The following is a 22,861-nucleotide window of genomic DNA, read 5'->3' on the forward strand; positions in this document are numbered from 1 at the left end:
ATGTTTCAGCCTGTCGACCATCAGAAAACAGCCGATGCTGTTGTTGCCCAAATTGAGGACCTGATCCTCAAAGGCGTGCTGTCTTCCGGTGATCGCTTACCAGCGGAACGCGACCTTGCGGAACAGCTTGGCGTCTCGCGACCCATTCTTCGCGACGCCCTCAAGAAGCTGGAGGAACGGCAGCTGATCGAAGCCCGACGCGGGGGCGGAACCTTCGTCTGTGATCTCATCGGACCTATCTTTTCCGACGCCATCGTTCAGCTGATCGCCCGTCACCCTTCAGCAATCAGCGATTATTTTGAGTTCCGCAGAAGCATCGAAGGTCAGGCGTCCGCTCAGGCCGCAATGCGTGCAGCGCCTTCGGACATTGCACGTCTGGACGACATTGTCGCAAAGATGGAGACCGCGCATGAGGCGGAGGATCTGAAATCTGAAGCCCTGCTGGACGTGGCTTTTCATCACGCGGTTGGAGAAGCGGCCCATAACGTGGTGATGCTGCACACCTTGCGATCTTGCTACCGGTTGCTTGAAAACGGTGTCTTTTATAATCGTGGCCGCCTTTACCATTTACCGAATGCCCGTGTTGAATTGCTCAACCAGCATTGTGCAATCGCAAAGGCCATTCGCGAAAACGACCCAACCGGCGCTCGTCGCGCTGCCGAAGAACACATCGACTATGTACGCGGAACGCTGGCTGAGGCAGAGGGGCTCGACGAACGGGAACTCCTGGCCGGCCTCCGACGAACCGCCCCCCTTAAGCGCTCTACACGCGCGTGACTTTCCCGGAGGATTTTCTATGACCGTTGTGACCGATGTTGCAGACATGCAGGCTCTGGCAAGACGCCAGGTCCCGAAGATGTTTTACGACTATGCCGACACCGGTTCGTGGACACAAAGCACCTACCGGCAAAACGAAACGGCTTTGCAAAAACAGAAGCTGCGTCAGCGTGTTGCCCGCAATATCGACAATCGCTCGGTCAAGACGACGATGATCGGTCAGGATGTGACCATGCCTGTGGCACTGGCGCCCGTGGGCATCACCGGAATGCAGCATGCTGACGGCGAAATCCTGGCAGCACAGGCTGCCGAAGAATTCGGTGTGCCCTTCACCCTATCGACCATGAGCGTCTGCTCGATCGAAGATGTTGCCGAAAATACGAAAAATCCATTCTGGTTTCAGCTCTATGTGATGCGGGACCGGGGCTTTTCGGAAAGTCTGATGCAAAGGGCACTCGCTGCCGACTGCTCCGCTCTTGTTCTGACACTCGACCTGCAGGTTCTCGGTCAACGCCATCAGGACATCAAGAATGGTCTCAGTACGCCACCGAAACCGAAACCGCATGTGCTTCTGGACCTTTGCCTGAAACCACGTTGGTGCTGGAACATGCTGCAGACCAAGCGACATGGCTTCGGCAATATTCATGGTCACGTCACGGGCGTGAAGGACATGTCATCACTTTCGGAATGGACCGCAAGCCAGTTCGATCCGACACTCGACTGGTCTTCGGTCGAATGGGTCAAGAAGCACTGGGACCGCAAATTGATCCTGAAAGGCATCAACGACGTCGATGATGCCAAAATCGCAGCTGAACTCGGTGCCGATGCAATCGTCGTCTCCAACCATGGCGGCCGTCAACTCGACGGAGCGCTGGCGTCTTATGAAGTGCTCGGCGACATTGTTGATGCAGTTGGAGACAAAATCGAAGTTCATTTCGACAGCGGCATCCGGTCCGGGCAGGACATCTTCAAGGCAATAGCGATGGGCGCTCACAGCACGTACATCGGCAGGGCATTCATTTACGGCCTTGGAGCGATGGGCAAGCAGGGTGTGACCCGGGTTCTTGAAATCATGCACAAGGAATTGGACGTCACCATGGGACTATGTGGCGAAACAGACATCAGCAAAGTGGGACGCCACAACCTCGTCATGTAGCCTTGAATCGGCGTCCTTGCGACACCCGTCTCAGGGTCGCCGGATCATCGTAGGGTTCACTCCCAGTCTTGCTCTCATGACCGATGTCATGTGGCTCTGGGAGGAGAACCCTGACGCCAGCGCAATTGTCGCAATCGAATGCTGCGTTGCCTCAAGAAGTTGACGCGCGCGCTGCAGGCGCCGGCTCAAAATGAAATCATAGGGCGACTGACCGCAATAGGCTTTGAAGGCACGGCTCAAAAAACTTGCCGAAACGCCGATCTCCTCTGCCAACGCTGCCACCGTAAGCGGTCCCTCCAGCTTGGCTTCAACTGTCTCGGTCAGTTGCCGGAAGCGTCTCGGTGTCATCCATCTTGCGGCTTTCGGATCCCGTTTGGGTTTTGCGACCACGGCACTTATCTGCCGAAATGTGTTTTCAGCCGCCAACACGTCCGGCATCTGACCGGAAATCACCCAGTACCTGAGTTGATCCGCCAGTGCACGTGTTCGATCAGCGCGGATATTGGACCGATATTTTTTTGCGCTGACCGCAATCTGAGGGCCGCTCACCAGAAGATACTCACCTCCAGAGCGCGAACTCGACCGGACATCACAGCCATTTGGCACTCCGGCAAAAGTGTTCGGATCCCTGTAAAACGCCGCGGACCTGTCTGTTCTGATTGCGTGACTGCCCGTCTGTGCATCAAATGCAAAACCGATGCTGTCGCCGGCAGCGACATAGCTTGTGTCATAAGCCCCCGGTGCAAACCATTTAACCTGGTGACCGGCTACAAATATCGATCTTGGTTCACGGACAATCATCAGAGGCAATCTGATCCAACTGCGACGGCAGCTCAAGCACGTTGTGGTTCAGGATCCTGAAAGACTTCGACAATCACATCTGCATTCTCGTGAACCTGTCGCTTGGCAGAACCAGTTGCGCTGCCAAGCCGGATCCCAACCGCGCCTCATAGAAAGACAAAATATGACAAGGCTCTTTAAACTTGAAGATCTGCAGGCGGTCTTGCCTCTCGTTCGCCAGATCGTGCCTGAGACACCCGCCTATTCCTGGCCATTGCTCTGGAAGCGTTTCGGGTTGGAAGTCGTCGTCAAACATGAGAACCACACAGCGATAGGTGCATTTAAGGCGCGCAGTTCGATCGTTTATATTCAAAAGCACATTGAGACCCATGGTCGTCCCAAAGGCATCATTTCGGCAACCCGCGGCAATCATGGCCAGTCAATGGCGCTGGCTGCGCGATTACTCGCCCTGCCCGCAACGCTTGTCGTTCCCGAGGGCAACGCTGAGGGAAAAAACAAGGCCATGCGAGCTCTCGGCGCAGAGCTTCTGATCGAAGGTCGCGATTTCGATATCAGTCGGCAAGTCGCCGAAACAACAGCCCAGGAGCGAAACTATCTGATGGTTCCCTCCTTCCATCGGAACATTGTGCTGGGCGTTGCAACATATGCACTTGAGCTTTTTCACAGCTGTGCGGATTTGGATGTCGTTTACGTACCAGTCGGCATGGGGTCAGGTGCCTGCGGACTGATCACCGTCCGAGATCTGCTCAACTTGAAAACTGAAATCGTTCCGGTAGTGAGTGAGCGCGCACCGGCCTACAAGCTTTCGCATGACGCAGGAAAAATCGTCACGACACAAACCGCGAAGACTTTTGCCGACGGCATGGCCTGCCGCAAACCGCTGCAGGCAGCGCTCGATATTCTGAGGAAAGGAGCTGATCGCATCGTCTCGGTTTCAGAAGATGAAACTGCGGATGCGGTGAGACTACTCTTTGCCGACACGCATAATCTTGCTGAAGGGGCAGGTGCTGCGGCACTTGCTGCACTGAAAAAGGATGCTGTGCATCTGAAGGGCAAGAAGGCGGGCATCATTCTGTCAGGCGGCAATATTGACGAAAAAGTCATGCTTACGATCTTGGGCGGAAAAACACCCATGGCTTGATTTCAGAGCCATACATTCAACATCTGGTCTCAGGTCAAGAAAGCAAAACGAGAAGTCATCGGATCTCGTGATGGATAGATCAAAAACAATCATTTGTGCTGATCCAGCCATGCACTCACATTGGATTCACATTCTTCTTCCGATTGGCAAATCATATGAGCGTCGCATCCCCTGCTGCCGGTTCCAAGTCACATGGCTTCAACGCAACCGACTATGGTCTTTATGCAACGACCGTGCTTGCGTGGGGCTTCAGCTGGATTGCAATGAAAGGCCAGGTCGCAACGGTAGCGCCAGAAGTGTCGGTTTTCTGGCGGTTCGTGCTGGCCGCAACGATCATGATGGCTTGGGCGAAATACAGAGGACATGATCTGTCCTTTCCGCTCAAAGACCACCTTCGGTTCGCTGGACTCGGTGCCTTTCTGTTTTCGACGAATTTCACGCTCTTCTACTATGGGGCTTCGCATCTGCCCTCCGGCCTGCTCGCGGTGATCTTCTCCACCGCGTCGATCTTTAACCTGTTTCTGGGGCTTTTGCTGTTCGGTCAGCGGCCAAACCTGCTGTCGCTCGCTGCAGGTATCCTCGGATTTGCAGGGATCGGACTGATGTTCTGGCCAACGCTTGCCAGCGCGCAATACAGCTCCGCAACGCTATTCGGACTGTCCATGTGTATTGGAGGCACGCTCAGTTTTTGTTTTGGCAACATGCTTTCCGCAGACACACAGCGCCAAGGGATCGGCGTAACACCTGCAACTGCCTGGGGCATGGTCTACGGTATGATATTCCTTGGGATCGCATCGCTTGTGCGCGGCCAAAGCTTTGCCATTGAATGGTCTTTCACCTATCTCGGCACACTTGTTTATCTTGCCCTTGTCGCCTCGGTTATAGCGTTTGCGTCCTATCTGACATTGCTTGGACGCATCGGTTCGGCACGCGCTGGCTATGCCACCGTCATGTTCCCGGTGGTGGCGCTGACGCTCTCGACGATCTTTGAGGACTATCAGTGGACCGTTCTTGCCGCGACGGGCCTGATCTTTGTGCTCGCGGGAAATCTCATGATGCTGCGCGCACGGTAAAGATCACCGCGCACCCACCGAAAGTGTATATTTTCAGGCTTATTCCGCAGCCACCTGGCTGGTTCCATTCCCGACATTGCCGATTGCTGCGATCAAATGATTGCAAAGCGTGTCGTGCATGGCTTCGCGCGCACTGTCAGAGCGCAACAGGGCAATGTCGCAATATGGCAGGGACGGAAAACCGTCCCTTTCCTCCAGGATGCGCATACCGTCCCGAATTGCACTTTCAGGAAAAACTGTCACCGCCAGGCCGGCCTGAACCGCACCGACCAGGGCTGCAGCGCTTGAGCTTGTGTAAGAGACGCGGTAACTGCGTCCGGCACGGTCGAGCGCATCCATGGATAGGCGCCGCCATCCACAAGTTGCCGGGCCGAGCGCGAGACGGATTACTTCCTGGGTGTGCGCCGAATGCTGTGTGGACGTTACCCAATAGAGTGGCTCGCGCCGAATGATTTCGCCGCGCAGATCCATAGTGTCACTTGATGTGGTAATGGCAACGTCGAGCGCGCCTTCCCGGATCGCTTCGGTCAATTTCGAGCTGCCGGAACACTCAACCTGCACCTCGATTGACGGGTTAAGCCGATTGAAGGCCGCCAGCACTTGGGGCAGCAACCTGTCGGCATAATCGTCCGGAACGCCCAACTTCACATGACCGACTTCCTTATGGCCATTGAACGCGGACAGTGTTTCATCGTTGAGAAGGATCATGCGACGGGCAAATTCCACCAGGCGCTGGCCATCCTCGGTCAAGCGCGATTGGCGGCCGTCCTTGATGAAGATCGGTTGTCCGACACGCTCTTCCAGACGACGCATTTGCATGGAGACAGCTGATTGGGTCTTGTGAACAGCTTCCCCGGCCTTGGTGAAACTTCCCAGCTCAGCAATAGCCAGAAAAGTTCGCAGCTGATCGATATCTAGCGCGTGATTCATGCGAAATCCTGCGAATGTGCCGAACGATATGAGTTACGAATTGATTAGCCGAAGATACATCACACATTCTTTCGTTTCAATCGGAAACTTGAATGCAAAAATCCAGAAATTTTATGGTAAACGCTTGAAACTTTAGAATTAATCTAATTCGCCCGCTGTTACTCGGCGGCCTGCGGCACAGACAGATTGTCCAGCGACGAAACGATGTGCTCAACCAGGGCATCTGTCACCCGGGAACTGTTGTGCCAGGATCGCATGATCCCGATCTCGCAATCCGGAAGACGCGGAAACCCGTCAGCTTCAGTGAGGACCCGCATCCCGGATCTCAGCGCGGATTCCGGCAGGACGGAAATCGCCAGACCGGCCAGGACTGCAGCGCCAACTGCAGTAGAGTTCCAGCTTGAATAGAGCAGCCGATGCTCGCGCATCTGATCGCCGAGCGCATTGATCGCCGCCTTGCGCCAGTCGCAGGTCGCGCGCCCCAGGGCAAGCGGCAGTGGAGATTCATTTTCGACGGCATGGCGCGCTGAAGCCACCCAGAGAAGCGGCTCCCGCCGCACCAGGTCGACGTGTTTGCGCCCCTTCTTCTGAACGTGCGTGATAATGGCCACGTCCAGTTCGCCTTCCGCAATCATGTCGGCAAGATTAGGCGTCGGCGCACACACGACGCTGACTTCTGCCTTTGGGTTGGATCTTGAAAATCGCGCCAGAATTTCAGGCAGAAAGCGATCGGCATAATCGTCGGGTGTCCCAAGCCTTACCAGTCCGGCAAGCTCAGTATCGTCAAAGGCAGCAAGGGTCTCGTCGTTCAGCTGCACCAGGCGGCGCGCATAGTGAAGCAGACGTTCTCCATGCTCAGTCAGGCGGGATTGCCGGCCAACCCGGACAAAGAGTGGCTTGCCAATACGTTCTTCAAGCCGGCGCATCTGCATCGAGACAGCGGACTGGGTCTTGTGCACGTTCTCCGCGGCCCGCGTGAAGCTTCCGCTTTCGGCAATGGCCACAAAAGTTCGAAGCTGATCCAGGTCGAGCATAAGCGCCTCATTTATAAACAACGCTCATGTTTTACATGACATTCATTCAAATGAAAAATGCTTTTGGGACGCTTCAAATTTGCACGTGGAATTCCAAGGCAATTTTTCTATCATCACAACAAATGATGATTTTGATCACAAACATTCGTTGGATTAATGCCAGCAAATCACCCATCTTCGAATTGTTCCTAACACACGGACAGCCAACGACGGCGCGGAACAAGCTGCTGGAAATTCCTCCGGCCGCTCACAGGAGAATTTTGCCATGACTCACACAGCTAACCACCCGCTTTTCGCTCTCTTCGGGCAGATGGTTGCCCGTGCATGGCGTGTATCCAAGCACAGGCGCCAGTTTGCGGAACTGAAAGACTGGTCCGACGAACAACTGAAGGACATCGGCTTGACCCGGAGCGATGTTCGACGGGGTTTGGCCCGACCGTTCTATTCTGACCCGACATCTCTATTGAACGGCTCCGCCGAACTCGACCGGACCCTGACCATGAAGGCGGCGAACGCGCAGCACACAGTACCCTCCCTCAAGGTCGTGGATGGATCGGCAGCAGCACGCGACCCGCTGGCCGCATAGCTTCGGCCCTATGAACTTGATTTAGCAGCCCCTGTCGGCAAGCCTTGCTGACGCAACTGGCCCGCCTTCCCATGGCGGGCCTTTTTTCGCTTTCAGGCGGTCATGGCCAGAGCGATAAGCATACCGGATGTTCCAATACGGCTAACGGTCGCCGAAATCCTTGGATGCCTTTTCAAAAAAACTGTCAAACGCCTTGAACTGATTGGATTGAAAATCCCGACCTGCGGACATCCAGTCAGATACCATTTCGTCGAATTCAGACGTGTCCTTTTCCACGTCGTCATCTTCCGGCGGCAGCTCCTCTTCCTGAGTGTCTTCAGGCTCTTCCACTTCGCTGTCCTGAACAATGTGTGCCGGCTGCAAAAAAGCACCCCAGAAGGACTGCATGGCGTCTGCGTAGCCCTGGAGGTAGTCAACGGGAGACGGAGCAGGCTTCGGCCGGCCACGAGCAAAGCCACGCAAGTACGCATCAAGAAGGTTTCGCGCTTCGCCGTGAACAAATGGACGGGCGATCTGGCCCATGGCCAGCGTGGCTGCCACCGGCATCATTTCCTTGATGGCATCCTGCTGCAAACCCGTGATTGAGGATACTTGAGCGGCCAGAGCCTTTTGTACGGTCTCAGGACCAAAAAAAGGCGTCAGGGCCGCATCGGAGGGTGCCTGAAACAGGCTGGCGTAGTTTGAAAACGGATTCTCAAATCCCGTGGTACCGGGCGCGGTCTGACTAAGAAAATCGGAGAAGCCTGGAACAGCACTGCCGAAGTACCGAAATCCATTCAGCGCGGCGGGCATCAGTTGTTCCATGACGCTGCTCAGGTCGTCATTGGACCAGCCGAAGCGGTTTCTCACGTCCTCACTCAAGGAAAAAACGTCGAACGGTGGGGCCGCCCTGTCGCTACCAGTCATCGCTCTGCTCCGGTCATCGCGCCTCAAGGCCTTGAGATACAAGACCTACCGGAAACAGAGTGACCTTTTGCGGGCATAAGGTCAATCAGAGGGCATCGCGGGCCCGTTCTATCCCCACGTGTTCAAAATCAAGTTCAGATCCGGAGCCTAGTAGGCGTAGTCCCGGAAAACCTGCGTAACGTCACCACCCCAGGACCCGTTATAGCGTTGAAGCAGCACATCGGCCGGGCACATGCCAGACGCCAATCCCTCTTCAATCGGAGCAAGGTGTACACGCTCGTCAAGATCACCGTCGCTCAACCTGTTCCGACGTTTCAGGCCCTCCTGAGACAACGCCAGAACATCGCGTGCAACGTCCAGTATCGTTCCGTTCCGGAACGGGGTCTGCAGAGCTGTTTTGGGAACGGAACTGCGCAGGTTTGCACGCTCTTCCGCCGTCCAGTCCTTTATCAGTTCATACGCCTGATCAAGTACACCGTCGTCGTAGAGAAGACCGACCCACAGGGCAGGAAGTGCACAAATACGCCGCCAGGGACCGCCGTCAGCGCCCCGCATTTCAATGTATTTCTTCAACCGCACATCGGGGAACAGTGTCGAAAGATGGTTGTTCCAGTCTCCGAGGCTCGGTGTTGCATCCGGCACCTTGCCTTCCAGCGCACCGTTCATGAACTGGCGGAAAGTCGTGCCGGTCACGTCATAATAGGTCGCGCCTCTTTTGACGAAGTACATCGGCACGTCGATCGCCCATTCGACGTAGCGCTCAAACCCGAAGCCATCTTCGAAAGCAAACGGCATATCTCCAGTGCGATCACCGTCCGTATCGGTCCAGATCTGAGCCCTGAACGATTTGAAGCCGTTCGGCTTGCCTTCGGTGAAGGGAGAGTTGGCAAAAATCGATGTTGCAATTGGCTGCAGAGCCAGACCGACCCGCATTTTCTTGACCATGTCGGCTTCGGACGCAAAATCCAGATTCACCTGAATGGTTGCCGTACGGTACATCATGTCGAGACCAAGAGAGCCGACCTTCGGCATGTAGTTGGTCATGATGTCGTAACGGGACTTGGGCATGCGCGGGACATCGGCGCGAGCCCATGTCGGCGTCATGCCAATTCCGAGGAACCCGACCCCCAAAGGCTCAGCCACCTTGCGGACATTGGCAAGATGCTGATTGGCCTCGCGGCAGGTCTGGTGCAGGCTGTCCAGCGGAGCGCCTGACAATTCGAACTGGCCACCGGGTTCAATCGAAATAGCGCCGCCACCGCGGTCATCCGCCAGACCGATGATCTTGCCATCATCCTCAATCCGGTCCCAGCCCAACAGTTTTTCCATGCCGGTCAGAACTGCCTCGATGCCGTTGTCACCCTCATACGGGATCGGTGACAGTTGCTTTTCGCAGAAAAGGAACTTTTCGTGCTCGGTACCGATGCGGAACTGGTCTTCAGGCTTACAGCCCTCTTCCAGGGTTGCGGCCAGCTCAGCCACAGATTCAATTGGAGTGGAGTCGACCGTGTCGCGGGCCATGAACTTGTCCTAATTTCCTGTGCGGCCCGTGTGTTTGCCCCCAAACCGCAATGATCCGCTGTGCCCTGAACCGGGCGCAATTGAGCTTCGGTGATTTAGGAGTCCTGAAAGAAGAATGCAAGCAGGGAAACGACACCGCGTAGATCTCACGCGATCCTGAAGACCGATAACGGTGCTGTGCGGCCTCTCAATTGAACAGTTCCAAGGCTGGTCGCGGTTGTTCCTTCAGGAAGGTTGGCCATCGTGTCACCGCTTGCGAGCGCTATCACCTTTGCGTCCGGATCAACTTCCTTGCCGTACTCCTGGAGCCGAGCAGCAACATTCACCGCATCACCGATCACTGTGTAGTTCATCCGGGCGGAAGAGCCGATATCACCGACGACGACTTTGCCGGTGTGAACGCCGATCCGCACCCGCATTGTGCGCCCCGTGGCCTGCTCAATTCTGTCGGCGAGCGTTTTGACCGCCGCAATTGCCATGGCTGCGTGATCCGGCTGTTCGGAAGGTGCACCCCAGAAGGCCATCACGCCATCACCCAGAAACTTGTCGATCGTACCCTGCCTTTCGGCTATCGCCTGAGACACGGTTTCAAAGTAGCCGTTCAGATACCCCGCCGTTTCTTTGGCGCTCATGTGAGACGCCAAGTCGGTGAAGCCTGCGAGATCGGTAAAGACAATGGTCATCTCCTTGATCTCGATGTTGCGTGTGCTGGTCATTCCTTCTTCAATCAACCGGGAAACAAGCTGCTTGGGCACATATTTGGCGAAAGCGTTCAAGGCTCCGATCGAGCCGTTAAAGGCCTGATTCACGTCATCCAACTCGGCCAGCCGAGAACGTGGCAACCTGTCTGCTGCGTCGAATTTGAGTTGCCGCAACTCGGCGGCGGACAGGGCAAGCCTGCTGAGCGGCCTGCCGAGCATTCTTCCGACAATGAAGGACAGGATTGCGCCAACAACCAGAGCCACCAGTGCCGCATAAAGGACGATCTGAGTTTGATCGAGTGCAGCTCCAAATTCATCGGCCTGGTAGAGCGTTCCAAGGATCCAGCCTTTCGCAGGCCCGTTTGCGATGTCGACATAGATGGCCGTGAACATACGATGGTCACCCGGGAAGACCCTGCCCTCAATGGACCCGCCCATGTCATGGGCTCTTTCATTGTCCTCCCAGACACGGTGCAAGGGCGAACTCTTCAGATCCACAAGCCTTGGCAGCGGCTGTTCGGCACTTGCCTCAAATTCGCTTTCCGGAACGCCGTCAACAACGATCGCCCTGTCCTTGCCGGACAGGACAAAGACCTGTTGCCGGCCCTCCCATTCCATGGTGTCGGCGACATCGGCGAAAACGGGCTGCGGGTAAAGGCCGATCAGTGTCTGACCATTGCCAAGATCGAGCTCTGCCAGCTTGACCGCGGTGGCAAAACCATTCCGGTAGCGAAAATCCGACCAACTGACTTGCGGCAATTGATCGGAAGGTTCTTCCGTCATGACCGCGCGGCCGAGCTCAAGCGCAGCCCCCTTGGGCAGCAGCTTGTAATAGGCAAGCAGATCTGCTTGTCGAAGCTGTTTCCCAGTGTCTTCGGCCTGAACCGCAATGGAATGGAACAGAAGCTCCTGTTCCTTGAAGAACTTGTTGAGGACCGCTTCGTTGCCTCTGAGGACAGCCTGTCCCTGCTCGTCAAGCAAGCGCCCGGCGATCCGGCGATCAGCCGAAGACATATAAGCAATGATAATTCCGCAGATCAGAACCAGCAGCAGGGAAAACACAAGCCCGAGCGCAATCCCGACCGGCAAGCGAAAGCGGGTCCTCTCAGCACCAGCACCTGTCGCCGTGCCAAAATCCTCCGTATCCGCAATCTCCTGGATTGGGGTATCCGTCGAAGATTGCTTGTTCGGGAGGATTTCTTGGGACATCAGGTTATCTCCAATCTCCCAATGTTGCCTGAATTACCGTCAATGCGGCGACAGCCGCAGTGTCTGCCCGCAGAATACGCGGTCCGAGAGGAATTGGAACGACAAATTCCATGGCGCGCAATTCCTGTCTTTCTTCATCAGAAAAACCGCCTTCGGGACCAACCAGAACCGCAAGCGGATTGGGGCCTGCTTCCTTGAGCTGTGCAAGGGTCATCAGAGGATTGTCCGTGCCCTCACCTTCATCGCAAAATAGGAGCTTGCGCCCCGGCTGTGCCTGGCTCCAGACGTCAAGCACGTCCTTGAGAGGTTGCGGTGCCAACACCTCCGGGATGGAAAGCACACCACATTGCTCGGCGGCCTCAATGACGTTTGCTTCCATGCGTTCCAGGTTAACGCGGCTCGCCTGCGTGTGCTGGGTCATGACCGGTTTCAGACTGCCCGCCCCCATTTCCACGGCCTTTTGCACCATATAGTCCAACCGGGCATGCTTGAGCGGCGCAAACATGTACATCAGATCGTTGCGCTCGGTCTGGTCCCGGGTCCGCTCCATCAACTGCAGCGCACAGTCCCGTCTGCTGTTGCTTGAGATCTTGGCCAGCCACTCACCATCGCTGCCGTTGAACACAAGAACATAGTCGCCGTCTTTCAGACGCAACACATTCATCAGGTAGTTTGCCTGGCCTCGATCAGCTTCGATCCGCGCGCCATCTGCAAGAATATGCCGCAAAAAAAGCCGCTGCATTTTGAAATCATATTTTCCCATGGTTCTTACGTAGGCGTTCGATTGTGAGGGTTTCAAGGCGCGGTCAAATGCAGATTTCACTCTATTTGATTCGTCACCAGATAAGTGCGGCAAGTGCCTTTTCGCTTCGCCCATCGGAAAAACGCATCTGGCGAAAATTCCGTTTTCGGTTTCGATGACAAAAGGATCGCCTCATTCCGGGAGTGTCCGAATGTGCTTCCCCTTGACCCCCTGCCTGCAAGCAGACAATTTCCTTCTATCAAGAGGGAATCAATCGTGAGCGAACAGTCCTCCAACGTTGCCGAATTTTCGGTTTCCGAAATCTCGTTCTCCATCAAACGGACAATGGAAGATGCGTTCGGTTATGTGCGCGTACGGGGAGAGCTCGGACGTATCTCGCGGCCAGGGTCTGGGCATATTTACCTTGACCTCAAGGACGACCGGGCCGTTTTGTCCGGCGTGATCTGGCGCGGCGTTGCCTCCAAACTGAAGATCCAGCCCGAACAAGGTCTGGAAGTCATCGCGACAGGCAAGATCACGACCTTCCCCGGTCAGTCCAAGTACCAGATGGTCATCGATGCGCTCGAGCCTGCTGGCGCTGGTGCTTTGATGGCGCTGCTTGAAGAGCGGAAAAAGAAACTTGCCGCTGAAGGGCTCTTTGCTGAAGAACGAAAAAAAGCGCTGCCTCCGCTGCCAAAGGTCATTGGCGTGGTCACGTCACCGACTGGCGCCGTCATTCGGGATATTCTGCATCGCATCAGCGACAGGTTTCCGCTGCATGTTGTCGTTTGGCCTGTTCGCGTTCAGGGTGAAACGTCTGGCGCGGAGGTCGCCAATGGCATTCGCGGTTTCAACGCTTTATCAGCGGACGGCCCGATCCCCAGACCGGATCTTCTGATCGTCGCCCGCGGTGGCGGCAGTATTGAAGATCTTTGGGGCTTCAATGAAGAAGCAGTGGTGCGCGCAGCTGCGGACAGTCAGATACCCCTGATATCTGCTGTCGGGCATGAAACAGACTGGACCTTGATCGACCTGGCCGCAGACCTGCGAGCACCCACGCCAACCGGTGCTGCGGAGATCGCGGTTCCGGTGAAGGCCGAGCTCATGGCGATGGTGGATGACAGGGCGCGTCGACTGAATTCTGGGCTTGTCCGCTTTGTCACGTCGCGCCGGACGGAACTTCGGGCCGCGAGCGCTGCTTTGCCGGCGCCTCAAGACCTGCTGGCCTTGCCGCGCCAGAAATTCGACACGCTGGCAAACAGCCTGGAACGGGCGTTGATCGTCAGCACCAAAAGCCATCGCACACATCTTGAAAATCTGTCGGGCCGGTTGTCACCCTTCCTTTTGTCCCGGCAGACTTCAAAGGCAAGACAGGATCTTACCCAGATCAGCGGTCGGCAGCAGCGTGCGCTTCAGGTTGCCGTCAGTCAGAAACGGCAGGCCTATTCCGGCGCCTCGGGACGATTGTCGCCTGCCCGGCTCGCTCAACAGATCACGCTCGGCAACGAACGCCTGAACGGCTTTTCAGAACGGCTAGACCGGGCTTATCTTGCACGGGTTCGAGAAGAAAAAACGCGTCTCGACGGTTTGCAGAAGCTGCTGAAATCGCTCTCTTACAAAGATGTTCTGGCGCGAGGATATGCAGTCGTGCGTGATGAAAGCGGACAACCAGTCCGATCTGCGGCCGAGCTTGCTCAAGGAGCAGCACTCTCAATCGAACTGGCTGATGGTGCGGTCGAAGCAATGGTCATGAGCGACAGTGGAACGAGCAAACCCAAGGCCAAAACGAAAAAACCGACAACATCCAAAAGCAAGCCTGCTGACCAAGGAAGCTTATTTTAGAATTCAGCTCACAAATCCTGCCGGGAAACCTGATATCGATCAGACGAAATTGAGCTAATATTAGATACATAAAAACTTAACTACATCTTTTACGTCAATATTAAACTGACTGTCGTAACGTAGCCCCCTGTTCAATTTGAAAGAGTGACAACAGGGGCTGCCTTTTCAATGCAACGCAAGCAATTCGGAAGACGAGGCCTTGTGCCGAATACCGGGCAATCGTGGGCATCTCCGCAGCCTGCTGCCGTGACAGCGAATGCTTACCAGAGCGCACCTGAAGGTCCCGCAGCCTTTGAAGACAACGACAGTTTCTCTGTTGGCAAGGCGTTGACACATGGCCTTTCCATCTTCTTCAGCTTCAAGGGCCGTCTTGGTCGCATGGAATACTGGACCATAGGCTTCATTCGTTTTTTCATCGACATGGTGCTGATTTCAACGCTGGTCTGGAGCGCCTATCCTGCATTCATGGATCTGATGTCGCGCGCCGATCAAATGAGCGAAAGCGCACGCGATTGGAGCGTCATCGTTGCGCTCTACGGTTCCAATACCGGCATGATCTGTGGCTCGCTACTCCTGGTGACGGCGGTGAGTTACTGGTCAATACTGGTCAGACGAAATCATGACAGAGACGTATCCGGTTTCTGGTTGCTGCTCCTGCTCGTACCCGTCGTAAACATCTTCTATGGGCTCTATATTTTTGTGGTGAATGGGTTCATTCCAGGCACGCCTGGCAACAACCGCTTCGACACTCACAATTCGCGGCCGCGCGTTTTTGACTAGGAGCAATTGTCGTCTGTGCGCACTTCGCACTGTCACAAAAACGCCGCCGGATTTTCCGGCGGCGTCTTTCTTTTTCTGTCCAGTTGCCGCTAACCCATCAGCGTGGGCAGGATCGTGATGATCGACGGGAATGCGAGAAGACCTGCGATGGTCAGAACGTCAGCAACGAAGAACGGAATGCAGCCGCGGAAGACTTCCTGAACCGGAATGTCCGGCCGGACGCCTGAGACGACAAAGCAGTTCAATCCAATTGGCGGTGTGATCAAACAGAGCTCCGCCATCTTCACCACCAGAATTCCGAACCAGATCGCACAAGCTTCACCCGACATGCCAAAGGCGCTGTCAGCTGCGGAGACACTCTCGCCGCCGTTCAAAGCCATGACGGCCGGGTAGACGACTGGAAGTGTGAGGATCAGCATGCCGATTGCATCCATGAACATGCCGAGCACGGCATAGGCAAGCAGTATGCAGATCATCACGATCCAGGGCGAAAACTCCAACGCCACAATGAAGTCTTTGAAAGCTTCCGGCAGACCGGCAAAGCCGAGAAAACGCACATAGACCAGCACACCCCAGATCAGCGTGAAGATCATGACCGTGAGTTTTGCCGTTTCGTGGAGGGCTTGCCCAAGCTGTTTGGTCTTCATGCCCTTGGCAAATGCAACCATCAACACGACAAATGCACCGAGAGCACCTGCTTCCGTCGGCGTTGCCCAACCGAAGAAGAAGGAGCAGAAGATGATTGCCACAACGGCGATGATCGGAAGCGTGCCGGGAACGCTCTCAATACGCTCCATCCAGGTATAGCCCTTAACCGGAGGCGCATCGCCGCGCCAAGCGGATACCGCCACAATAATGCCGACATAGATCAGCGCGGAAAAGACGCCAGGCAGGAAGCCCGCGATCAGCAATTTGCCGACGGACTGTTCCACCAGAATCGCGTAAATCACCAGGATCGCTGATGGCGGGATCAAGGATGCAAGCGTACCACCGGCGGCCACCACTGCAGCCGAAAGGCGTTTGGAGTAACCCGCATTGAGCATCTCAGGAATGGCAACGCGTGCAAAGACGGCAGCTGTTGCAACAGAAGCCCCCGAGACGGCTGCAAATCCCGCAGTTGAAAACACGGTACCAACCGCCATGCCCCCTGGCAGCCATCCGAGCCAGCGTTTGGCCGCTTCAAAGAGCTGTTTGGTGAAACCTGCGTAAAAGGCCAGAAACCCGATGAGAATGAAGGTCGGCAAAACAGACAGCGCGTAAGTTACCGACTTGGAATGCGGAATGGTCCCGGCCATTTGCAGAGCGACAAAAAACCCGCGTTCAAAACCCATCTTCATGGAAAAGTGGATGATCAAACCGACCAGCCCGGTAAAGGCTGCCGCGAATGCGACCCGCACCCCGAGGATGACGAGAACCAGAAGCACTCCGGTCATAAGGAGGCCAACGTCAAACGGCGTCATTTGGAGCCTCCCTCTTTTGTGTCTTCACCAAAAGCTTCTTCAATTTCGTGTTTGGCGTGCTCTTCAACTCCTTCGATGACCGGAACGGCAATTGGCGTCCGGCGTGGATCGGCGATCAGACGGGCATAACCGTAGATCTGCATCAAAAGGCGCAGGAACAGCAAGCTGAGAGCGACCGGTATCACCAGTTTGGAGGGCCAGGTCGGCAGACGGATATCCATCGTACTGTCGCCGATGTTCCAGGCACGTTCGAAGTGATACCAGCTCCCCCAGATCAGGAGCGCAACGGTGAATGCGATCAGAATGACACCGATCAATTCACAGATGTAAAGCGTGCGGCCACTCAGATTGCCAAGCACGATTTCCATTCGGATATGACCGCCAACGCGCTGGCAGTAGGCAACACCGGCAAATGCGAAAATGGCCATCGCCTGTTCTGTGATGTCGATAAAGCCGGGCACCGGTGTGTTGAACACTCTCCCGACGACTTGAGCGACAGCCAACAGCATCAAGGCCAGGATCGAAAAGGCGGCAAACATGTTGAAGGCGTTTTCCACGCGAGCAAGCCAGCCATCGAAACGGATATAGGTAACCGGCCGTTCCTGGTCGGAACGTCCACCGGGATCAATTGTCATCATGAGTTTCAGCCCCGAGCAGGGCTTTCTGGCGCCAGGACAAGTGCCCGGCGCCAGAAAGCAGAAGGGTCAAACCGAACGTGCCGGCTTATTCAGCAATGGTCTTCTTGACCATGTCGAGCAGTTCCTGCGCCGGAAGACCGTTCGCAGATTGCTCTGCAACCCATGCTTCATGGATCGGGCCGGCCTTGGAAGAAAAGGCTGCCAGTTCTTCGTCGGTGAACTCAACCTGAGTGACTCCCCGGTTTTCCAGTTCCGGCCACCACTTGTCGTAAACCTTGGCATAGGTGTCGAGGTAGTGGGCAAGCGCCGGGTCGACTGAAGCATCGAGCGCTGCCTTGAAGTCATCGGGAAGCGCGTTGTAAGCGTCCACGTTGACAACGATCGGGCAATGAACAGTGCCGGGGTTGAGGTTCTTGGTCCACCAGTCGGCAACTTCAACCACCTTGAAGGACAGATGCGCATGCGGAGCAAAGCCGGCTGCCTGCACTGTGCCTGAATCGATTGCCTGATAGGTTTCAGAGGCTGTGACAGATGTCGGGACTGCGCCAACAGCTTCCATCAGCTTACCAAGACCGCCGAGTGCGCGAACACGCATGCCGTCAAAGTCAGAAATCGAGCCCGGGACGTCGCCCTTGCCGGCAAAGTTATATTGCGGCATCGGGGAAGGCATCAGCAGTTTGGCGTTCCAGCGGCCGAGGTCCTTTTGGACGGCCGGATGATCATAGAGCGCCTTGGACACCTTCACTTCCGTTTCCAGGTCGGAAACACCCAGGAAAGGCAGCTCAAGAACCGTCAGGGTCGGGTTTTTGTCGGCATGATAGGACGCACAGAACTGCGCCATCTCGAATGCACCGAATGAGATACCGTCAAGATTTTCACGAGACTTGGAAAGCGCGCCACCATAGTGCAGAACGATTTCAAACTTGCCGTCGGTCTTGGCAGCAACTTCCTGCGCCAGCTTCTCAACGTGCTCGGTAAACGCGCGGCGCTTGCCCCACAGCGAGACATTCCAGGTGACGTCGGCGGCGAAAGTTTCTGTCGCGAACATTACAGAGAGCGCAACTGCGGACACAGCAGTTGCGGACTTGAGTGAAAAGAGCATGCAATCCTCCCAGATCAATGAGCCGCGTGTTCGTTTGCGGCCCTGCTCACTCCTTGGCTGCTCAGCCTGAACCCAATTCGCGGTACAGACCCGTGCCAAGTCGCTTGTCGTAAAGCATGACCCGTGCCAGCTTGGATTGACAACAGCTCATTCAAGGTTTTTTGCGATTTTAGTGGCACGCTGTGCCGCTTGCTGCAACGCACCTAGGCAAGATCTTGCCGAGAGTGCTCGTGCATCGGCGGATTTCCGCCGATCATCAATTGACGACAGGTTCGACAGGTCCCGCCTGATCCCTTGTGAGCCCGTGACGCGTCATCTTTTCGTTCAATGTTCGACGCGGCAGGTTGAGTTCCTGCATGACATCGGCAATCCGACCGCCGTGGCGGCGCAGGGCACTTTCAATCAGGCTGCGCTCATAGGTGTCCATCAGTTCCTTCAGACCACCTTCCTCTGAAGGAACGGTTCCCTCGCGGTGGCCTGTTACCAGCGCTTCCAGGGGCTGCGGACCAACCCCGGCATTTAGAACGAAGCGTTCTGCGGCATTGCGCAACTCACGCACGTTGCCGGGCCAGGAATAGGTCTGCAAAAAAGCTTCGTCACGGGCAGAGGTGAGCGGAACATCAAGGCCGTATTGAAGGGCGAAACGGTTCAGGAAGGTGTCAAAAAGCAGCAGGCTGTCGCGTCCACGTTCACGCAGTGGCGGCACTTTCAGTTCAATGGTGTTCAGACGAAACAGCAGATCCTCGCGGAGACGGCCTTCGGCGACGGCCTCTTTCGGGTCCAGATTTGCGGCACTGATCAGTCGTATATCGACCTCCACCGGACGCGTACCGCCGATCCGGTCCACCTGTTTTTCCTGCAAAACGCGAAGCAGCTTGGGCTGCAATGCAAGCGGCATGGAAACAATCTCGTCGAGAAACAGAACTCCGCCACCTGCGGATTCTATTCGGCCAATCCGTCGCTTGTCGGCCCCGGTGAAGGCGCCGGCCTCGTGGCCGAAAAGCTCAGCCTCAACCATGGCCTCCGGCAGCGCCGCGGCATTGATTGCCATAAAAGGCCCGTCCTTGCGCGGACTGAAATCATGCAGCGCCTGGGCAATGACTTCTTTGCCCGTTCCTGTCTCTCCCGTGATCAAGACAGCCGCATCCGTGCGCGCGAAATGAAGGATCTGCTGACGCAGTGTCTGTATCACGGGGCTGTTGCCGATCAGGCGACTTTGCAAGCCGACACTTTCGGCAAGTTGCGCTTTCAGCTGCCGGTTTTCCAATACCAGAGATCGTTTGTCACAGGCCCTGCGGACAACTTCGGCGATATGATCGGGATCGAAGGGTTTTTCGACGAAGTCATACGCACCCGCACGCATCGCCTCCACGGCCATGGGAACGTCGCCATGTCCGGTGATCAGCACCACAGGCAGTTCTGCGTCCTGCTCGCCAATGCGCCTGAGAAGAGAAACACCGTCTTCGCCTTCCAGCATGACATCGGAAACAACACAGCCCCCGAACTCTGGCGACAGTTTCGCCATAGCCTGGTCTGCTGTTGCCACTTCCGTGGTGTCAAATCCTGCGAGGCGTATCCATTGACGAAGGGCTGCGCGCATTGACGGATCGTCATCAACCACCAGGACGGGCGTATTGTCGGTTTTGTCTGTCATTCAGCGGCTTCAGATTCCGGCTCGGCTTTTGCTCTGCTGCTATCTGAGACTGCCGAGAACGCCGGCAGCTCAAGTTCGAAGACAGCCCCTTTAGGGGTGTTCGCCCGGACTGACAAGCTGCCGCCAAGATCCTCAGCCAACCGCATGGAGATCGCAAGTCCCAGCCCCATGCCACCGGAACTCGTTTTGGTGGAGAAGAACGGATCGAATATGCGCTCTCTCAGATCTTCCGGAACGCCCGGTCCATTGTCGGCGATCTGAAGTCGAACATCTCCGTCGGCGAGTGCGGCTTTCAGCTCAACCCGGCCGGCCAGTTCGGACGCTGTTGCATCGGCTCCGTTCCGCAGAAGATTGACAAGGATCTGTTCTATACGCAGCGGCGCTGTTTCCACTTCCAGCGGTGTTTCGGGAAGATCCAAAACAAGCGATACCCCAGTCTCCTCAAAACGCGGGCGCGCGATTTTTTCCGCAGTTCTTATGCTTTCTCTCAGATCGATCCGCTCGATCCGGCTTTCTCCGGGACGCGAAAACCGCTTCAGCTCCTGTGTCAGATTGGCCATTCGCAGTTGCAGAGAATCGATCTCCACCAGGTTCTCGGCAGCTGTCTGCGTGTCCCCCTTTTCCAGAAACTTTCGCGTTCCGGCGACGAACATGCGCAGCGCTGCAAGCGGCTGGCTCAGTTCGTGCACAACGGCTGCCGACATTTCGCCGACAGCAGCAAGCCTGTTTGAACGGGCAAGCCCTCTTTGTGCCTCAAGCAGCTCTCGCTCAATGCGTCTTCGTTCCTGTATTTCGCCGACAAGCCGTGTGTTGAGTTCTTTCAGGTCCGCGGATTCCTGACGCAACAAGACAGACGTCTTGCGCAACCTTCGCCCTCTGAGCACAAGGACAATGACCGCGTAGACCAGGCATAGGGTGATGGCCGATGCCCAGATCGGAAGGATGCTTTTGCGGGTTTCTTCAACAGGCACCAGAAAATGAAGTGTCCAGCCAAGTAGACCCACATCGGCTGCATTGTGCCGGAAGGCCTTGCCGTCAATCGTGACAAGCTCACGTGCCCTCACAGCCTGATCACTGACAGGTTCCAGGCTTCTGCTTGCATATTGACGTGTCAGGTCAATTGTTTCGCGCACGTCCTTGGTCAGCGGTTCGATCGTGCGGTAACGCCAATCCGCGTGACTGGACAGGAAAATCACACCATTGGCGTCTGACGCGAAAACCGTTTCACCACCTTCCGCCCACGCATCTTCCAGCGGCCCCATGTCCACCTTGACCACAGCCACTCCAATTGGAGAGCCGGCCACCGGTGTTGGTCGTGCCAGAAAGAGGCCTGGCTCGTCCGATGTTGCTCCGATCGCGAAAAACCGTCCCTCTTCACCCTGGATCGCCGATTTGAAATATGGCCGGAACCCATAGTTCCGACCTACAAGGGACAGGGGCTCTTGCCAGTTGCTGGCTGCAAGGGTGGTTCCGTCGCTATTCATCACGTAGAGAAGTTCTGCGCCGGAATTTTCAGCCATTTCCTGAAGAAAGCGGTTGGCACTGTTCACGGGCTGACCGAGACCAAGTGCCGATGTCGCACGCGGATCGCGTGCAATCATATAAGGAAGATACCGGTATTTCTGGTACTCGCCCAATATGGTCTGTCGATAGAGCGTCAATCGCTCGGCAGCCTTACGGTCCACACTCGCTTCATCCAGTTCCTGAACCAGTTGAACCAGAACGAATGCGATCGCAACGAGCAGAAGCGGCGGCAGGGCCAGATAGAACCAGCGTTTTGACATGCACCTATTTTTACGGATTTTTTCGGTCTGCGCCAACAGGGCGTTTCAGCTGACGTAAAAGTTTGATACGCGTCAAGGACGCACGTTCAGGCTGTCCTTTACAACATCAGTCAGACAGGTTCGACCAGCGGAACCGTGCCCTTAGGAGGGATAAGATGCCTATCAAAGACATATTGACGATACTGGATCTGGCAGGTGATCAGCCTGCTGCCAAATACGCCCTCGAATTTGGCCGAAATCACGATGCCCATGTCACCGGACTTGCGGTTTCCTTCGAGCCGGTCGTGCCAGCCTTCGCTGCAGCCCCAATGCCGGTCGACTATCTTCAGGCCGCGCACGATCAAGCCATTGCCGCGGCCAACGAGGCCAAGAAAGAATTTGACGAGCTGGCCCGTCTTGCCGGCGTCAACAACGAAAGCCGGGTTTCGGAAATTCTGACCGGCGGACCTCTGGAAAATGTCCTTGTGCATTGCCGACCAACCGACATGGTGGTGATCGGACAGGCCAATCCAGACAGACCTGAACCGATGCGCGAGCTCCTTATCGAAACCGTGCTTTTTGAGAGCGGCGTGCCGGTTCTGCTCGTGCCCTATATCGGCAGCACCAGCTTTCAGCCGAAAAACGTGCTTGTCGGGTGGGACGGCAGTTCCACTGCAACCAGAGCCATCCATTCAGCCCTTCCTGTCCTGGAAAAAGCCGATGAAATCACGCTCCTGGTCATCGAGAAATCATCTACCGCGGCGAACGGACAACCGGGTGCTGATGTTGCCAATTATCTGGCGCGCCATAACATGAAGGTCACCATCAAGGTGATTACAAATCCTCAAACCGGCATTGCGGACACGGTGCTCAATCATGTCTCGGAAAGCGGCAACGACCTTGTCGTCATGGGCGGGTATGGACACAGCCGGATGCGCGAATTCCTGTTTGGCGGCGCCACCAGGGAAATTCTGGAATCCATGACGGTACCGGTCCTGATGGCACACTAGGAGCCACAAATGATGCAAGATACCCGCGGAGCCTA

20 protein-coding genes are annotated in these 22,861 nt (G+C 55.9%); 8 read left to right on the forward strand and 12 right to left on the reverse strand.

Features of this window, described 5'->3' with window-relative positions; translation table 11 throughout:
* Together FIV00_RS24440 and FIV00_RS24445 are read left to right on the forward strand one after the other, a co-directional pair.
* Nucleotides 1-777 (forward strand): FadR/GntR family transcriptional regulator, encoded by a 777-nt coding sequence (locus FIV00_RS24440; RefSeq protein ID WP_152503190.1) that lies wholly within the window; start codon nucleotides 1-3, stop codon nucleotides 775-777.
* A gap of 19 nt (nucleotides 778-796) precedes the next feature.
* On the forward strand, nucleotides 797-1,933 hold the full coding sequence (locus FIV00_RS24445) for an alpha-hydroxy acid oxidase (protein ID WP_152503191.1): 1,137 nt from the start codon (nucleotides 797-799) through the stop codon (nucleotides 1,931-1,933).
* Nucleotides 1,934-1,963: 30 nt separating this feature from the next.
* Here the strand turns inward: FIV00_RS24445 and FIV00_RS24450 are convergent, their stop codons facing one another.
* On the reverse strand, nucleotides 1,964-2,734 hold the full coding sequence (locus FIV00_RS24450; RefSeq protein ID WP_152503192.1) for a helix-turn-helix domain-containing protein: 771 nt from the start codon (nucleotides 2,732-2,734) through the stop codon (nucleotides 1,964-1,966).
* A 163-nt stretch (nucleotides 2,735-2,897) separates the two neighbouring features.
* On the opposite strand from FIV00_RS24450, the gene FIV00_RS24455 reads away from it, so the two are divergent.
* A complete protein-coding gene (locus FIV00_RS24455) occupies nucleotides 2,898-3,875 on the forward strand; it encodes a threonine dehydratase (protein ID WP_152503193.1) in 978 nt (325 codons plus the stop codon).
* Nucleotides 3,876-4,030: 155 nt separating this feature from the next.
* Nucleotides 4,031-4,948, forward strand: a complete 918-nt coding sequence (locus tag FIV00_RS24460) for a DMT family transporter (protein WP_152503194.1) — start codon at nucleotides 4,031-4,033, stop codon at nucleotides 4,946-4,948.
* Nucleotides 4,949-4,987: 39 nt separating this feature from the next.
* Here the strand turns inward: FIV00_RS24460 and FIV00_RS24465 are convergent, their stop codons facing one another.
* Both FIV00_RS24465 and FIV00_RS24470 read right to left on the reverse strand, forming a co-directional pair.
* Complete coding sequence (locus tag FIV00_RS24465) at nucleotides 4,988-5,878, reverse strand: LysR substrate-binding domain-containing protein (protein ID WP_152503195.1); 891 nt, start codon at nucleotides 5,876-5,878, stop codon at nucleotides 4,988-4,990.
* Between the two features lie 158 nt (nucleotides 5,879-6,036).
* Nucleotides 6,037-6,912: a LysR substrate-binding domain-containing protein gene (locus tag FIV00_RS24470; protein WP_152503196.1), complete on the reverse strand. Its 876-nt coding sequence runs from the start codon at nucleotides 6,910-6,912 to the stop codon at nucleotides 6,037-6,039.
* A 265-nt stretch (nucleotides 6,913-7,177) separates the two neighbouring features.
* Here FIV00_RS24470 and FIV00_RS24475 point away from each other — a divergent pair, with 265 nt between their 5' ends.
* Entirely contained in the window at nucleotides 7,178-7,498 is a 321-nt protein-coding gene (locus tag FIV00_RS24475) for a DUF1127 domain-containing protein (RefSeq protein WP_152503197.1), read from the forward strand.
* Nucleotides 7,499-7,639: 141 nt separating this feature from the next.
* Here the strand turns inward: FIV00_RS24475 and FIV00_RS24480 are convergent, their stop codons facing one another.
* The 4 genes from FIV00_RS24480 to FIV00_RS24495 all read right to left on the reverse strand — a co-directional run bounded on the left by FIV00_RS24480 (nucleotide 7,640) and on the right by FIV00_RS24495 (nucleotide 12,598).
* Complete coding sequence (locus FIV00_RS24480) at nucleotides 7,640-8,404, reverse strand: DUF937 domain-containing protein (protein WP_152503198.1); 765 nt, start codon at nucleotides 8,402-8,404, stop codon at nucleotides 7,640-7,642.
* A gap of 147 nt (nucleotides 8,405-8,551) precedes the next feature.
* Nucleotides 8,552-9,925 (reverse strand): glutamate--cysteine ligase, encoded by a 1,374-nt coding sequence (locus tag FIV00_RS24485; protein ID WP_152503199.1) that lies wholly within the window; start codon nucleotides 9,923-9,925, stop codon nucleotides 8,552-8,554.
* Nucleotides 9,926-10,071: 146 nt separating this feature from the next.
* Complete coding sequence (locus tag FIV00_RS24490; protein WP_152503200.1) at nucleotides 10,072-11,835, reverse strand: adenylate/guanylate cyclase domain-containing protein; 1,764 nt, start codon at nucleotides 11,833-11,835, stop codon at nucleotides 10,072-10,074.
* Nucleotides 11,836-11,839: 4 nt separating this feature from the next.
* Nucleotides 11,840-12,598 (reverse strand): 16S rRNA (uracil(1498)-N(3))-methyltransferase, encoded by a 759-nt coding sequence (locus FIV00_RS24495; RefSeq protein ID WP_152504436.1) that lies wholly within the window; start codon nucleotides 12,596-12,598, stop codon nucleotides 11,840-11,842.
* Nucleotides 12,599-12,853: 255 nt separating this feature from the next.
* Here FIV00_RS24495 and xseA point away from each other — a divergent pair, with 255 nt between their 5' ends.
* Both xseA and FIV00_RS24505 read left to right on the forward strand, forming a co-directional pair.
* The gene (gene xseA / locus FIV00_RS24500; protein WP_152503201.1) at nucleotides 12,854-14,419 is read left to right on the forward strand and encodes an exodeoxyribonuclease VII large subunit; all 1,566 of its coding nucleotides are present in this window, start codon (nucleotides 12,854-12,856) and stop codon (nucleotides 14,417-14,419) included.
* 168 nt (nucleotides 14,420-14,587) lie between these two features.
* A complete protein-coding gene (locus FIV00_RS24505) occupies nucleotides 14,588-15,199 on the forward strand; it encodes a DUF805 domain-containing protein (RefSeq protein WP_152503202.1) in 612 nt (203 codons plus the stop codon).
* An 89-nt stretch (nucleotides 15,200-15,288) separates the two neighbouring features.
* Here FIV00_RS24505 and FIV00_RS24510 read toward each other — a convergent pair whose 3' ends face one another.
* The 5 genes from FIV00_RS24510 to FIV00_RS24530 form a co-directional block, all read right to left on the reverse strand.
* Nucleotides 15,289-16,659, reverse strand: a complete 1,371-nt coding sequence (locus FIV00_RS24510) for a TRAP transporter large permease (RefSeq protein ID WP_152503203.1) — start codon at nucleotides 16,657-16,659, stop codon at nucleotides 15,289-15,291.
* Nucleotides 16,656-17,297 (reverse strand): TRAP transporter small permease subunit, encoded by a 642-nt coding sequence (locus tag FIV00_RS24515; protein WP_152503204.1) that lies wholly within the window; start codon nucleotides 17,295-17,297, stop codon nucleotides 16,656-16,658. Before FIV00_RS24515 ends, FIV00_RS24510 begins: the two co-directional genes overlap by 4 nt.
* An 85-nt stretch (nucleotides 17,298-17,382) precedes the next feature.
* Nucleotides 17,383-18,399 carry a C4-dicarboxylate TRAP transporter substrate-binding protein gene (locus tag FIV00_RS24520; protein ID WP_152503205.1) on the reverse strand — a complete coding sequence of 339 codons (1,017 nt, stop codon included), beginning with the start codon at nucleotides 18,397-18,399 and terminating at the stop codon, nucleotides 17,383-17,385.
* A gap of 256 nt (nucleotides 18,400-18,655) precedes the next feature.
* Complete coding sequence (locus FIV00_RS24525) at nucleotides 18,656-20,053, reverse strand: sigma-54 dependent transcriptional regulator (RefSeq protein WP_152503206.1); 1,398 nt, start codon at nucleotides 20,051-20,053, stop codon at nucleotides 18,656-18,658.
* Nucleotides 20,050-21,837: an ATP-binding protein gene (locus FIV00_RS24530; protein ID WP_152503207.1), complete on the reverse strand. Its 1,788-nt coding sequence runs from the start codon at nucleotides 21,835-21,837 to the stop codon at nucleotides 20,050-20,052. The genes FIV00_RS24525 and FIV00_RS24530 overlap by 4 nt, the downstream gene beginning before the upstream one ends.
* Before the next feature lie 155 nt (nucleotides 21,838-21,992).
* Between FIV00_RS24530 and FIV00_RS24535 the strand changes: the two genes are divergently transcribed.
* A complete protein-coding gene (locus FIV00_RS24535; protein WP_152503208.1) occupies nucleotides 21,993-22,826 on the forward strand; it encodes a universal stress protein in 834 nt (277 codons plus the stop codon).
* Nucleotides 22,827-22,861: the final 35 nt, after the last annotated feature.

The organism is Labrenzia sp. THAF82 (assembly GCF_009363435.1).
GTDB lineage: Bacteria > Pseudomonadota > Alphaproteobacteria > Rhizobiales > Stappiaceae > Roseibium > Roseibium porphyridii.

Excerpts from the sequence above, each read along its gene's own strand:
- FIV00_RS24440 (WP_152503190.1), top strand. The coding sequence starts at position 1 with ATGTTTCAGCCTGTCGACCATCAGAAAACAGCCGATGCTGTTGTTGCC.
- FIV00_RS24445 (WP_152503191.1), top strand. The coding sequence starts at position 797 with ATGACCGTTGTGACCGATGTTGCAGACATGCAGGCTCTGGCAAGACGC.
- FIV00_RS24450 (WP_152503192.1), bottom strand. The coding sequence starts at position 2,734 with ATGATTGTCCGTGAACCAAGATCGATATTTGTAGCCGGTCACCAGGTT.
- FIV00_RS24455 (WP_152503193.1), top strand. The coding sequence starts at position 2,898 with ATGACAAGGCTCTTTAAACTTGAAGATCTGCAGGCGGTCTTGCCTCTC.
- FIV00_RS24460 (WP_152503194.1), top strand. The coding sequence starts at position 4,031 with ATGAGCGTCGCATCCCCTGCTGCCGGTTCCAAGTCACATGGCTTCAAC.
- FIV00_RS24465 (WP_152503195.1), bottom strand. The coding sequence starts at position 5,878 with ATGAATCACGCGCTAGATATCGATCAGCTGCGAACTTTTCTGGCTATT.
- FIV00_RS24470 (WP_152503196.1), bottom strand. The coding sequence starts at position 6,912 with ATGCTCGACCTGGATCAGCTTCGAACTTTTGTGGCCATTGCCGAAAGC.
- FIV00_RS24475 (WP_152503197.1), top strand. The coding sequence starts at position 7,178 with ATGACTCACACAGCTAACCACCCGCTTTTCGCTCTCTTCGGGCAGATG.
- FIV00_RS24480 (WP_152503198.1), bottom strand. The coding sequence starts at position 8,404 with ATGACTGGTAGCGACAGGGCGGCCCCACCGTTCGACGTTTTTTCCTTG.
- FIV00_RS24485 (WP_152503199.1), bottom strand. The coding sequence starts at position 9,925 with ATGGCCCGCGACACGGTCGACTCCACTCCAATTGAATCTGTGGCTGAG.
- FIV00_RS24490 (WP_152503200.1), bottom strand. The coding sequence starts at position 11,835 with ATGTCCCAAGAAATCCTCCCGAACAAGCAATCTTCGACGGATACCCCA.
- FIV00_RS24495 (WP_152504436.1), bottom strand. The coding sequence starts at position 12,598 with ATGGGAAAATATGATTTCAAAATGCAGCGGCTTTTTTTGCGGCATATT.
- FIV00_RS24505 (WP_152503202.1), top strand. The coding sequence starts at position 14,588 with ATGCAACGCAAGCAATTCGGAAGACGAGGCCTTGTGCCGAATACCGGG.
- FIV00_RS24510 (WP_152503203.1), bottom strand. The coding sequence starts at position 16,659 with ATGACGCCGTTTGACGTTGGCCTCCTTATGACCGGAGTGCTTCTGGTT.
- FIV00_RS24515 (WP_152503204.1), bottom strand. The coding sequence starts at position 17,297 with ATGATGACAATTGATCCCGGTGGACGTTCCGACCAGGAACGGCCGGTT.
- FIV00_RS24520 (WP_152503205.1), bottom strand. The coding sequence starts at position 18,399 with ATGCTCTTTTCACTCAAGTCCGCAACTGCTGTGTCCGCAGTTGCGCTC.
- FIV00_RS24525 (WP_152503206.1), bottom strand. The coding sequence starts at position 20,053 with ATGACAGACAAAACCGACAATACGCCCGTCCTGGTGGTTGATGACGAT.
- FIV00_RS24530 (WP_152503207.1), bottom strand. The coding sequence starts at position 21,837 with ATGTCAAAACGCTGGTTCTATCTGGCCCTGCCGCCGCTTCTGCTCGTT.
- FIV00_RS24535 (WP_152503208.1), top strand. The coding sequence starts at position 21,993 with ATGCCTATCAAAGACATATTGACGATACTGGATCTGGCAGGTGATCAG.